The organism is Sphingobium sp. AntQ-1 (assembly GCF_028538045.1).
Classification (GTDB): Bacteria; Pseudomonadota; Alphaproteobacteria; order Sphingomonadales; family Sphingomonadaceae; genus Sphingobium; species Sphingobium cupriresistens.
Genome location: NZ_CP117158.1, coordinates 1,277,126 through 1,289,806, shown reverse-complemented (window position 1 = coordinate 1,289,806; position 12,681 = coordinate 1,277,126). Strand labels below are relative to the sequence as shown.

11 protein-coding genes are annotated in these 12,681 nt (G+C 63.4%); 6 read left to right on the top strand and 5 right to left on the bottom strand.

Features of this window, described 5'->3' with window-relative positions:
- Nucleotides 1-4 precede the first annotated feature (4 nt).
- From nadA to sphantq_RS06350, 4 genes are read left to right on the top strand one after another with little or no spacing between them, the layout of a single operon-like run.
- Nucleotides 5-1,009, top strand: a complete 1,005-nt coding sequence (gene nadA, locus sphantq_RS06365; RefSeq protein ID WP_129925858.1) for a quinolinate synthase NadA — start codon at nt 5-7, stop codon at nt 1,007-1,009.
- 13 nt (nt 1,010-1,022) lie between these two features.
- Nucleotides 1,023-2,342, top strand: coding sequence for a DUF2254 domain-containing protein (locus tag sphantq_RS06360; RefSeq protein ID WP_066604596.1), 1,320 nt, complete (start codon nt 1,023-1,025; stop codon nt 2,340-2,342).
- Nucleotides 2,323-3,189 carry a carboxylating nicotinate-nucleotide diphosphorylase gene (gene nadC / locus sphantq_RS06355; RefSeq protein ID WP_066604593.1) on the top strand — a complete coding sequence of 289 codons (867 nt, stop codon included), beginning with the start codon at nt 2,323-2,325 and terminating at the stop codon, nt 3,187-3,189. Before sphantq_RS06360 ends, nadC begins: the two co-directional genes overlap by 20 nt.
- Nucleotides 3,182-4,009 carry a ribonuclease T2 gene (locus tag sphantq_RS06350; RefSeq protein ID WP_272799853.1) on the top strand — a complete coding sequence of 276 codons (828 nt, stop codon included), beginning with the start codon at nt 3,182-3,184 and terminating at the stop codon, nt 4,007-4,009. Before nadC ends, sphantq_RS06350 begins: the two co-directional genes overlap by 8 nt.
- Here the strand turns inward: sphantq_RS06350 and sphantq_RS06345 are convergent, their stop codons facing one another.
- On the bottom strand, nt 4,010-4,432 hold the full coding sequence (locus sphantq_RS06345; protein WP_066604589.1) for a DUF4112 domain-containing protein: 423 nt from the start codon (nt 4,430-4,432) through the stop codon (nt 4,010-4,012).
- A gap of 90 nt (nt 4,433-4,522) precedes the next feature.
- Nucleotides 4,523-6,019, bottom strand: coding sequence for an ABC transporter substrate-binding protein (locus tag sphantq_RS06340; RefSeq protein ID WP_066605676.1), 1,497 nt, complete (start codon nt 6,017-6,019; stop codon nt 4,523-4,525).
- A 144-nt stretch (nt 6,020-6,163) separates the two neighbouring features.
- Between sphantq_RS06340 and sphantq_RS06335 the strand changes: the two genes are divergently transcribed.
- A complete protein-coding gene (locus sphantq_RS06335; RefSeq protein WP_129925860.1) occupies nt 6,164-7,597 on the top strand; it encodes a porin in 1,434 nt (477 codons plus the stop codon).
- Nucleotides 7,598-7,722: 125 nt separating this feature from the next.
- Here the strand turns inward: sphantq_RS06335 and rplL are convergent, their stop codons facing one another.
- Entirely contained in the window at nt 7,723-8,097 is a 375-nt protein-coding gene (gene rplL, locus sphantq_RS06330) for a 50S ribosomal protein L7/L12 (RefSeq protein ID WP_066604579.1), read from the bottom strand.
- A 72-nt stretch (nt 8,098-8,169) separates the two neighbouring features.
- Entirely contained in the window at nt 8,170-8,685 is a 516-nt protein-coding gene (rplJ, locus tag sphantq_RS06325) for a 50S ribosomal protein L10 (RefSeq protein WP_066604577.1), read from the bottom strand.
- A 983-nt stretch (nt 8,686-9,668) separates the two neighbouring features.
- Here rplJ and sphantq_RS06320 point away from each other — a divergent pair.
- The gene (locus sphantq_RS06320) at nt 9,669-10,316 is read left to right on the top strand and encodes a LysE family transporter (RefSeq protein WP_272799852.1); all 648 of its coding nucleotides are present in this window, start codon (nt 9,669-9,671) and stop codon (nt 10,314-10,316) included.
- Nucleotides 10,317-10,476: 160 nt separating this feature from the next.
- Here sphantq_RS06320 and sphantq_RS06315 read toward each other — a convergent pair whose 3' ends face one another.
- Nucleotides 10,477-12,582: a RelA/SpoT family protein gene (locus tag sphantq_RS06315; protein ID WP_066604572.1), complete on the bottom strand. Its 2,106-nt coding sequence runs from the start codon at nt 12,580-12,582 to the stop codon at nt 10,477-10,479.
- Nucleotides 12,583-12,681 lie beyond the last annotated feature (99 nt).

Here is a 12,681-nt window from a genome sequence, read left to right as displayed (position 1 = left end):
GGGTATGAACGCGATCACGGGAATCCCGCAAGGCACCGACCTGCGCGCCGAAATCGACCGATTGCGCAAGGAGCGCAACGCCGTCATCCTCGGCCATTATTACCAGTCGCCCGAAATTCAGGATCTGTCGGACTTTGTCGGCGATTCGCTGGAACTGTCGCGCAAGGCGGCGGAGACGGATGCGGACGTGATCGCTTTCTGCGGCGTGCGCTTCATGGCGGAGACGGCGAAAATCCTGTCGCCCCAGAAGATCGTCGTGCTGCCGGACATGGACGCGGGCTGTTCATTGGAGGACAGCTGCCCGCCCGCCCAGTTCAAGGCGTTTCGCGAGGCGCATCCCGATCATATCGCGCTCAGCTACATCAATTGTTCGGCCGAGGTGAAGGCGCTGTCCGACATTATCGTCACTAGCTCTTCGGCGGAAAAGATATTGGCGCAGATACCCCAGAGCCAAAAGATCATCTTCGGTCCCGACAAGCATCTGGGCGGCTACCTCAAGCGCAAACTGGGCCGCGACATGCTGCTGTGGCCGGGCGTGTGCATCGTGCATGAGGCGTTCAGCGAGACCGAACTGCTCAAACTCAAGGTTCAGCACCCCGACGCGCCGATCGCCGCGCACCCCGAATGTCCGCCCTATATCGTCGATCATGCCGACTATGTCGGATCGACCAGCGGCATATTGGATTTCGCCAAGACGATGCCGGGCGACACGCTGATCGTGGCGACCGAACCGCATATCATCCATCAGATGGAAAAGGCGGTGCCGCACAAGAATTTCATCGGCGCGCCCGGCGCGGACGGCAACTGCAACTGCAATATCTGCCCCTATATGGCGCTCAACACGATGGAGAAGCTGTATTTGTCGCTGCGCGATTTGCAGCCGCGGATCGAAATGGACGAAACGCTGCGGTTGCAGGCGAAGAAGAGCCTGGACCGGATGCTGGAAATGGCGAGCGGGACCGTGGGCCAGGGAGACGTGGGCGCCAGAGATGCGGGCGCGCGGCCCTGAAAGTTGATTGGTGATGGTCGCCCGATTACGTGCGCTCTGGCAGGGGACGAGGGCCAGCTATTGGCTCTACCCCGCGCTCTTCACCTTGACCGCGGCGGTGCTGGCGATGCTGACCGTCTGGTTGGACCGCCACGGCGCCACCGCGTGGCTGACGAGCCATGAATGGGTGGACCAGGCGCGGCCTGAGGGCGCACGCAACGTCCTGAACGTCATTTCGGGGTCGATGATTGGCGTCGCATCGACGGTCTTTTCCATCACCATCGCCGCCGTTGTCTATGCGTCGGGCAGCTATGGCCCGCGCCTGCTTGCCAATTTCATGGAAGATCGCGGCAACCAGCTGTCGCTGGCGACCTTCATCGCTACTTTCGTTTATGCCGTCATGGTTCTGCGCGTGGTTCGCGACGCCTATGAAACGGCCGGCGATCCCGGTTTCGTGCCGCAATTATCCCTGATGGTCGCGACCGGGCTGATGGCGGCCTCGATCGCGGTGCTGGTCTATTTCCTCAATCATGTGCCCGCATCCATCCGCATCAACGCGGTGCTGGAAGGGATAGGGGAGCGGCTACTACGTGCGATACGTGACCGCTTCCCGCAAGGTTGCGTCGAAGAGCAGCGCGACCAACCACCTTTGGGCGCTTCAGTCGCGGCAATCGGGACGGGTTATATCCAGATCGTCGATTTCGCCGGGTTGGACCGGATCGCGCGTGAAACGGGATGCCGGATCGAAATGCGGCTGCGGCCTGGCGATTTCGTTCATCCCGATGTGGAACTGCTGGCCGTTGTGGGCGTCGAGGTGGACGATGTGATGCGGGACAGGCTGCGCGGCTGCTTTTCGCTGGGCGCGATGCGATCGCCCGCGCAGGATATCGAATTTCTGATCGACGAACTGGTGGAGATCGCGCTGCGGGCGCTGTCGCCGGGCATCAACGATCCCTTCACCGCAGTTACCGCCCTGCACTGGTTGGGCGCGGCGACGGCGCAGATCGGCGCGCGCGACCTGCGCGGCGGACCGGACCAGGGCGATTATGACTGGAATCGAGTCGTGCCGATGAATGACGATTTCGATCATTTCGTGCGCCGCGGCTTCGGTGGCGTTCGCGCGGCAGCGGCGACCAGTCCGATCGCCGCGGCGCAGTTTCTGGACTGTCTGCTGGGCGCAGCATCGCCGTTGCGCCTGCATGGCAGGCGCGTGAGGCTGCGCGAAGAAGGGGCGCTGCTTATGGCGCAGGCACGGCTGGAACTGGCCGGGCCGTCACTGGACGAGTTGGACGCGCGCTATTGCGATTTCGTTGAAGCCATGAAAGACGGCGGGTATGAACGGCTTTTATCCTGATATCTTTTCGCTCCCAGGCTTCGACCTTGCCGCCTTCGTCGCGTCTACCCTTGCCGAAGATCTTGGCCCCGATGGCCGGGACGTTACCAGCGAGGCGGTGATTCCGGCCGATGCGGTGTTCGAAGGGGTGATGGACAGTCGCGATGACGTGACGCTGGCGGGACTGCCGATCGCGGTCGCTTTCTTCCGTGCGCTCGACCCCGATGTGGCGATCGAACTGCTGCATCAGGATGGCGATCGGGTGGCGGCCGGGACCGACATCATGCGTATCCGCGGGCGGGCGTGCGCGATGCTCACGGCGGAGCGGTCCGCGCTCAACACAGTCCAGCATTTGACCGGCATCGCGACGATGAGCCGCGCCTATGTCGATGCGATCGACGGGACCGGCGCGACCCTGCTCGACACGCGCAAGACGATCCCCGGCCTGCGCGTGCTGGAGAAATATGCGACCCGCATGGGCGGGGCGACCAATCATCGCATGGGGTTGTGGGATGCGGCGATGATCAAGGACAATCATGTCGCGGTCGCCGGATCGGTCGAGGAAGCGGTGCGCCGCGCCGTGGCCGCCGGGGTCGCCAGCATCATCGTGGAGGTCGATCGGGTGGACCAGATCGAACCGGCGCTAAGCGCAGGCGCGACCCATTTGCTGCTCGACAATATGGACGCGGCGACGCTGCGCGGGGCGGTGGCCTTGGTGGCCGGGCGCGTGCCGACCGAGGCGTCGGGCGGAGTCACGCTTGAGACGATCCGCGCGAAGGCGCAGACCGGCGTCACCTATATCAGCGTCGGGCGGTTGACCCAGTCGGCCCCGGCCGCGGACATCGGACTGGATTTCGCTTATGCTTAGGGCTGCGATCGCCATCGCCGCTTTGGCCATTCCCGGCGTTGCCCTGGCGCAGTCGGCCCAGTGCAGCATGGCCGGCTCGTTGCCCCGGCCGCAGATCGAGGCGCCCAGCGCCAAGGAACCTAAGCGCGTTCTGCCGATCGGCAGCTATACGCTGGCGCTTAGCTGGTCGCCGCAATATTGCTCGACCGCGCGAGGAGCCGCCAGCCGACTCCAGTGCGGGGGGCGCAACGGACGGTTCGGCTTCACCCTGCACGGCCTGTGGCCCGACGGAATGGGCAGGGAATGGCCGCAATATTGCCGTCCGGCCGACTTGTTGCCACGGCAGGTGCTGCGCGCCAATCTCTGTACGACGCCATCGGTCCAGCTGCTCCAGCATGAATGGGCCAAGCATGGCACCTGCATGACGACGAAGCCGGAGCTGTATTTCAACCTGTCGCGCGCTTTCTATCAGTCGCTGCGCTATCCTGATATGGCGGCGCTGGCACGGCGACCGACGCTGACCGTCGGCCAGTTTGCGGAGGCTTTTGCGCGCGCTAACAAGGGGCTGCGCGCCGACATGCTGCGCGTAACCACGGTGCGTGGCAATTGGCTGAGCGAAATCTGGCTATGCATGGACAGGGCGTTGGAATTCACCCGCTGCCCCAGCCATCAAGGCGGCGCGTCCACAACCAGCTATCTGCGGATCGAACCGGGGTCGGTGATCGCGAACCCCCGGCGACCGGTAAGCACGCCCAGACGGCGAACCAGCCCGGCCCGCAAACCGGGGCTGATCCTGGATTTGGACCCTAAGGTCCAGCCGCTGGGCAACAGCGCCGGTTGATCAGGCGTCGATCGTCACGGTCGCGGGATGGTGGCGGTCGAGATGCTTGCGGATGATCCGCAGATTTTTGGTGTTCGATTTATAGAGAAAATCGAACAGGTCGCCCGCGAAGGGAATGGCGCCCACCAGCGTATCGACCCCGACATTGGCGGCCATGCGGGTGATCTGCCATTTCGACATGCCCAGGTTCCGGGCTTCCCACACGATCCAGGCGCCCATGGCGGCGGTGGCGAGATCGCCGACCACGGGGATTAGTCCGACGAGGCTGTCCAGGCCGACGCGGCGATTGGTGCCGGGAATGACGAACAGCCCCTCCAACATCGCCTCCATCGCTTCGATCCGGCGGCGGATGGAGGCAGGGTCGCGGCCGAAACCCGGCAACTCCCGCGCGATTCGGTCGAACTGGTCCTGCGAAATCGCCATCTGCGTGCCTCCTTGCCCGATATTGGATGGGCGCCTGATTGACATACGCGCCCGACCCCCAGGGGGTTCATTGCGCGCACGGTCAAACGCCTAATTGGTAGTGCGGAAGAGATGGTTCAATGGGTGACGCGCGCGGGCGGAGGGCTGGAATCCGGTCAGCCGCTTGGCGACCAGCGACCAGCGCACCGGCGCGCCGAGCGCGATATAGCCGTCATGCGCGACCATCTGGGCTTCGGCTTGCGCGAAGCGGGCGGCGCGCTCCTCGGCTGAACTGGCGAGGCTGGCGGCCTGAAGCTGGGCATCGGCCACGTCGCTGCAATGGATCTTGCGGGCGCAGCCGATGCGGCCGAGATACCAGAGGGCGCTGTCATAGGCGGCCACTTCGTCGATCAAGCGCAGGTCCGCATCCGCGGTGGTGGCGACGCGCCGAGCAGGCAGCCCGATGGCGGCAAGATCGCGCTGCAGCAGGCCAAACAGCAGCGTGGCGCCCGGACCGTTCGGCAGGGCGATGCGGAGCGGCGGAGGGTCGCCATTGTCGGCGCGCCAGCGGGTGACGCTCGCCCCTGCTTGCGCGCGGCGCTGTTCCACCGACAGCCCCGCCCAGGCCGGATCGCTGGGCGCCCGTCCCAGATCCATCGGATCGGGCAGGATGCGTTCGCTGGTCGCCCAGCCGCCCAGGGGGAACAGCGCGGGCAATTGGCTGCGATCGATACTCATGTTGATGGCGGCGCGGATCGCGGCGTCGTCCAGCAGCTTGCCGCGGCTGGTCACGGCCAGGCCCAGCAAACCACGCACAGGATCGATCCGCACATTGTCGCGGTCGATCCCCGCCGGCACCAGCAACGGCAGATCGGTGAAGCGGCCGCCCAGCACCAGCGCGGCGTCGCCTTCGCGAAACCGGATGATCGCCAGCGCCGCCCGTTCGGCGCGCAGGACGCGCGTCTGCCAGGGCGGAACCGGCTCATCCGCCGCCACGTCGTCGCCGCTGTTGCGGTCGATCGGCGTCAGGAACTGGGCATTGCCCTGCGTTCGGCGGCGGTAAGGGCCGGTGCCGCCATCACGCGACAGCACCGCCATTTGCGGCTGGGCCAGCATTTGCAGCACATAGGGGCGTGGCGCGGCCAGGCGAATTTCGATCACCTCGCCGGTCATCGGCACCACCGCCTGCACCGCGTCCAGCGGGCCGTCGGGATCAAGGCGGCGCAGCGATTCGATCCGCGCCATCAGCATCCTGGCGACGTCGGGGGCGGTGACCCGCGCGCCATTGGCCCAGAATGCGCGACGCAGGCGAAAAATATAGCTGCGACCGCCATCCTCGACGATCCAGCGCTGGGCCAGCGCCGGCAATATCTCGCCACCCGCATCGAAGGCGACCAGCCCTTGCGCCGTCGCCTCCAGAATGAGCTTGGCGCCCGGATCGGGCAGGTGCGCCAGCGGTTTCGCAAAATCGTCGCGATCGCCCATTACGCTGACGACGACAGGATCGCGGCCCTCATCGGAACAGCCGCCCACCAGCAGGGCCAGTCCCGCCACCGCGATCAGGGCGGCGCGGCGGCAGGCGATAGGGAAGGGCGGAACAGCGAACATGATGTTCAGGGACTTAGCCCGGCGAAACCGCGCCGCCAACCGGCGATCGGATCAAAAAGCGACTGTCACAAAAGAGACATGAGATAGACGCCAAGATGTAACTAAAGTTTCATACGGGCGTCGCGGAACAGGAAAGGTATAGGTATGACGCTCCGACTGCGACTGGCTGGCGGCACCGCGCTGGCGCTGCTGATGATACATATGCCGGTGGCGGCGCAGGCGCAAAGCAGCGCCGATTTGCAGCGCCAGATCGACGCGCTCAGGGCCCAGGTGGAGGCGCTGACCGCGGCGCTGGCCGCGGGCCAGAGCGCGCAACCTGTCGCTGTTGCGCCGGCGTCCGCGCCGGCATCGTCCGCCACGCCGGTCGCGCTCGCCGCGTCGATCGCGCCGCCGGCCATCCCGGCATCGTCCGCCGCGCCAAAGGCCAAGGCCTGGTATGAAAAGCTGTCGCTGCGCGGCTATACCCAGATGCGCTATAATGGCTTCCTGTCCGGTGACGATACGGCGGCGGCGGGCGTATCGCGCCTGCGGTCGGTGCATGACAGTTCGATTTCGGATCGCGGCGGCTTTTCGCTCCGTCGGGCGCGGCTGGTGCTCCAAGGCGATGTCTCCGATCGCGTCTCGCTCTACCTCCAGTCCGACTTCGCGACCGCCGTCAACAATCAGGCGGGCACGGAACGGCGCGAGGGTTTCGCCCAGTTGCGCGACGCCTATGCCGATGTGTTCCTCGACAAAGAAAAGAGCCTGCGCCTGCGCTTTGGCCAGTCCAAAGTGCCCTATGGCTGGGAGAATATGCAGTCATCGTCCAACCGGCTGACGCTGGACCGCAGCGATGCGATCAACAGCGCAGTGCCCAGCGAGCGCGATCTGGGCGTGGTGGGCTATTATACGCCGCCGTCGGTGCAGAAGATCTGGGACCGGCTGGGGCATGACGGTCAGAAGCTGTTCGGCAATTATGGCGCCTTTGGCGTCGGCGTGTTCAACGGGCAGGGCACCAACCGGACCGAGCAGAATCGCGGGCTGATGAAGGTCGCCTTTGCGACCTGGCCGTTCGCGCTGGACGGGCTGGGCGATGCGTTTGAAGGGCAGGTGTTCGAAATCGGCGGGTCGGCGATGCTGAACAAGGTGCAGCCCGAATTGCGCAGCGGGGCGGTCAGCACGATCGCCTATGAGGATAATCGCGTCGGCCTCCACGCCATGCTCTATCCGCAGCCTTTCGGCATCCAGGCCGAATGGAATTGGGGCAAGGGACCGGAATATGACCGCGACAGCCTGTCCATTGAAACGAAGAAGCTGCGCGGCGGCTATGTCCAGATGATGTATCGCCTGCCGACGGACTCGGTCGGCGCGCTGATGCCCTATGGCCGTTGGCAACATTATCGCGGCGGGTGGAAGGCCAGCACCAACGCGCCGCGCCTGGAAACCGACGAGTTCGAACTGGGCCTGGAATGGCAGCCGTGGAAGGCGCTGGAATTCACGGTCGCTTATGCCCGGATGAAGCGCGCCGAAGCCGACGAACGGCGCACCGGCCGCGCCGAAGGCGACCTGATCCGTACCCAGGTGCAATGGAATTACTGACCGGGGAGGCATCCCCCAACCCCAGCACATGAAAAGGGCGACACCCATAACAAGGTGTCGCCCTTTTTCGTCCGGCCGGAGCCGGATCGGCCGCCCCGCAGCTTGTGACTGCGGGGCGTTTTCGATTACTTCAGCTCGACGGTCGCGCCAGCTTCTTCAAGCTGCTTCTTGACCTTCTCGGCTTCTTCCTTGTTCACGCCTTCCTTGACGGCCTTGGGAGCCGATTCGACCAGCGACTTGGCTTCGGTCAGGCCCAGGCCGGTGATGGCGCGGACTTCCTTGATGACGTTGATCTTCTTGCCACCGTCGCCGGTCAGGATCACGTCGAATTCGGTCTGCTCTTCAGCAGCCGGAGCAGCGGCGCCAGCGGCCGGGCCAGCGACGGCGACGGCGGCAGCGGCGCTAACGCCCCACTTTTCTTCCAGAGCCTTCGACAGCTCGGAAGCTTCGAGAACGGTGAGGGCCGAAAGCTGTTCGACCAGAGCGTTGATGTCTGCCATTTTTCTAGTTCCTTGATTGGGGCCAAGCGCCCCGTCAGATTGGGTTCAAAGATGTTCCGGGTGAAGGTCGGCTTACGCCGCTTCCTTCTCCGCATAGGCGTTGAAGACGCGCGCCAGCTGCGCTGCCGGTGCCTGGGTGACGGTTGCGAGCTTGGTAGCCGGAGCGACGATAAGGCCGACCAGCTTTGCACGCAGTTCATCCAGCGACGGCATCGATGCCAGGGACTTGACGCCCTCCGCATCGAGCAGCATTTGCCCCATCGCGCCGCCAACGATCTCAAGCTTGTCGTTGGTCTTCGCGAAATCGACCGCAACCTTGGCGGCTGCGACCGGGTCGGCCGAGGTGGCGAGGCCAACGGGACCGGTCAGCAGGTCGCTGAGCGGGCCATAGGCCGTGCCATCAAGGGCGATACGGGCGAGGCGGTTCTTCGTAACCTTGTAGGTGGCGCCCGCGTCGCGCATCTTCTGGCGCAGGACAGTCGATTGTGCGACGGTCATGCCGAGGTTGCGGGTCACGACGACCACGCCAACTTCTGCCAGCTCTGCGTTGAGCGCGGAAACGACCTCAGCTTTCTGATTACGATCCATGCCATTACTCCACTTCATGTCCGCGCCGCTTGCACGAGCGAACGACTAAACCCACGCCGAAGGCATGGGGCACTAAGTCCGAGGGGAGAGATCGACTGGCCCGCATCCATCAAGGAACAGGCAGACCCGAATCGGGTGCATGACCCGTTCGGCAAAGAACTTTTCCCCGTCTAGGCTGGAGATTAAGAAGGGCAGATCCCTTCACCAACTGTCTCGGACGGTGAACCCCGAAGGGTTCGCTGCTGGCGCCTTTATGGGAAAAGGGGCGGGATGTCACGCGGAAAGTGGCGTGGGGCGGGGGTGTGGGGCGTTGGCCGCGGATCACAGCGGGGCGCTGGCGGCGAAGTTCACACCGTTGTCGGGGTGTGGCGACGCAAAATGTGGAAAAATAAGGCGGCGGGGTAACGGGAAAGCCGCTGTTGGGGCACAGGTGGGTATCGATGACGCGCCTGTTGCGCGTGTGTTGGGTCACGATCGGGTCATAGTGGCGCGCCGATGATGCGCCTTGGTCCGGGTGCGGCGACGGGCCGGGCGGGGAGCGGCTAGGTGATATGCCCCGCGCCTTCCCGCTGGTCCCGCGCTACGAACAGCATGGAATCAGGCGCCGGTCTTACAAGGGATATAGAATCCTCTACTCCGTCGAACCGGACCGCATCTTCATTCACCGGATCATCGGTCCGGAACAGGATCACGACGCCGCTTTGCAACTGAATTGAGTGTATGTTGGATGTTGCCGAATGACGACAACACCTGTTTGTCGGGCAACTGGCTACCGAAACTCCCTAGCCGCTTGGCAGGACGCCTTTCACATGGCATCTGTTGTGACCATGACGCTTCCAATTTCGAACTTTAGCGCAGTTTGGTGCCGCTTCCTGTAGGGAGCGGCTTGTCGTCATTTATCTGCGACCATCGCCGCCGTGCCGGGGCGAATGGTTTAATCTCTGAACGTCACCTGTTGCGGCGGCCCTTAAAGGGAAAGCCCCATGACGTTTTCAGCCCTCGCCGTCATTCTGATCTATGCCGTCGCGGTCCCTCTGCCGGGGCCAAGCTTCGTTGCGGTATCGCGCGCCACTATCGCCAACGGAAGGATGGTCGGTGCGTGTGCCGCACTGGGCGTGACACTCGCCGCCGCAATATATGCCGTATCAGCATTACTCGGCATAAGCGTCCTGCTGACGGCATTTCCTTGGGTTATCACCATGATCCAGATCGGTGGCGGCATTTACCTCATTACTCTCGGCGCAGCCCTTCTTCGATCGCATTTTAGGGCGGCAGATAACACCTTGGAACCATCGCAGCATAGCCGGTCGAACATTGACACCGCGAGATTGAAGGACGCTCTTTCAAAAGGCTTCGCCGTGACAATCGGGAACCCAAAAATGGCCGTATTCTTCTTCGGTCTGTTCGCTCCGGTAGCGGGACAAGCCGTCCCCACAGAGATACGCCTCATGGTGTTGCTGGGGATTATCGCCGTTGACCTGATCTATCATCAACTGCTCGCGCAGTTCATGGCTTTCATGGCGCAGTCCGATGGCGCACGGCATCTCACCTACTGGCTCGATGCTGTCGCAGGCGCGCTGATGGCCATCTTTGGTGGCGGCCTTCTGTTTAGCGCCATAGGTATCACATGATGACGACAATCACATGTAGCCGTCAGAGGCGCACGCGATTTCCTGAAATTCCTAACGAATGGCAGGATAAATCCCGATTCTGAATCAGAGATTGTGCGGAAATCACCGTCGGGTTGTATATATGCGCGACAACCCTTCTAAGGAAGTTTTTCGTCGCCCCCTAAACCCGATCCGCCTGCACCACGACATCGATCGCCCTTAGCGCCGACAGGATCCGGTTCAGATGCTGGGCGTCGGCGACTTCCAGGTCGATGACGTCGGTGTGGAACGGGCCTTCGCGGTTCACCAGTTGCAGGTTCAGAATATTCGCCTTGGTCGCGCCGAAGAGGTTGGCGACGGCGGCCAGCGCGCCGGGCTGGTTCTTGACGATGACGGAGAGGCGGGCGGTGCCGCCCTTCGACTTGCCGTCCCAGGCCAGGTCGATCCAGTCGTCGTCCTGCTCCACCTCCAGCGACCGGCAGTCGATGGTGTGGACCTCGATCGGTTCGCCGGTGCGGCGCACGCCGACGATGCGGTCGCCGGGGACGGGATGGCAGCAATCGCCCAGATGATAGGCGATGCCGGGCGTCAGGCCGCGGATCGAGACGGGTTCATGCTGGCGGGGATGCGCCTCCTCCATGCCCTGCGCGCTGGTGGAGCCGGGCATCAGCGCCTCCATGACTTCGGAATCGAGCAGGCGATGCGTGGCGATCGCGACCATCAGCGAGGCCCGGTCGTCCAGCTTCAGCCGCTTCAGCGCAGCGGTCAGCGCCTTGTCGCCCAGTTCCCTGGCGAGGTCGGGGGAGAAGCGACCGATGATTTCCTCATAGAGTTTTTCGCCAAGCTTGATCTCCTCGCCGCGCTGCTTCTGGCGGATGTAGCGGCGGATGGCGGCGCGGGCCTTGCCGGTGATGGCGAAGGTGAGCCAGCCCGGTTGCGGCTCTTGCCCTTCGGATTTAAGGATTTCGACCTGGTCGCCATTTTCAAGGGAGGTGCGCAGCGGCACGACGCGGCCGTTGACCTTGGCCCCGACGGTCTGGTTGCCGAGCGAGGTGTGGACGGCATAGGCGAAATCGACCGGGGTCGACCCCTTGGGCATCTGGTGCAGCTCCCCCTTGGGCGAGAAGGCGAAGATGCGGTCCTGATACATGGCCATGCGGGTATGTTCGAGCAGTTCGTCGGCGTCCTGGCTCTGTTCCAGTATTTCGACGAGATCGCGCAGCCAGGCGGCATGATGGTCGGTGGCGTCGCCCTTCTGCTTATAGGCCCAGTGCGCGGCGAGGCCCAGTTCGGCGTCATTATGCATGTCGCGGCTGCGAATCTGCACCTCGATCCGGGCATTGTCCTGATGGATGACGGTGGTGTGCAGCGACTGGTAGCCGTTGCGCTTGGGCGTGGAGATATAATCCTTGAAGCGGCCGGGGACCATTTTGAAGGTCTGGTGGATGATGCCGAGCGCGTGGTAGCAGGCCTCATGGCTGTCGGTGATGACGCGGAAGGCCATGACGTCGGTCAGTTGTTCGAAGCTGATATGGCGTTCCTGCATCTTCTTCCAGATGGAGAAGGGGTGTTTTTCGCGGCCCGACACGCTGACCGACATGCCCTTGCCCGCCAGCAGCAATTGCAGTTCCGCGCCGATCCGGTCAACCTTGTCATGGCCGCCTTCCTTGAGCTGCTCCAGCCGCCTGGTGATGCTGGCATAGGCTTCCGGCTCGATCTCGCGGAAGGCGAGCAGCTGCATCTCGCGCATGAAGTCATACATGCCGATGCGTTCGGCCAAGGGCGCGTAGATATCCATCGTCTCGCGCGCGATGCGGCGGCGCTTGTCGGGATTTTTGATGAAGTGCAGCGTGCGCATATTGTGCAGCCGGTCGGCGAGCTTGACCAGCAGCACGCGGATATCGTCCGACATGGCGAGGAGGAATTTGCGGAGATTTTCCGCGGCCCGCTCATTTTCGGACATGGCCTCGATCTTCGACAGCTTGGTGACGCCATCGACCATGCGGGCGACATCCTTGCCGAACGCGCTTTCGATCTCCTCATAGGTGACCAGCGTATCTTCGATCGTGTCGTGCAGCAGCGCGGTGACGATCGTCTGGTCGTCCAGGTTGAAGTCGGTCAGGATGCCCGCCACCTCGATCGGGTGACTGAAATAGGGATCGCCGCTGGCGCGCTTCTGGGAGCCGTGCTTCTGGACCGAAAAGACATAGGCGCGGTTGATCATCGCTTCGTCCGCATCGGGATCGTAGCGCTTTACCCGTTCGACAAGTTCATATTGGCGTAGCATCGTTTCCCGATTGTGTTGGAAGACCCTTGTCGTGCAACAAAAAAATCCCATCTTGCACGAATTAGGCGGCGATTTTGCAACGCTGAAAGCTTTGCGCTA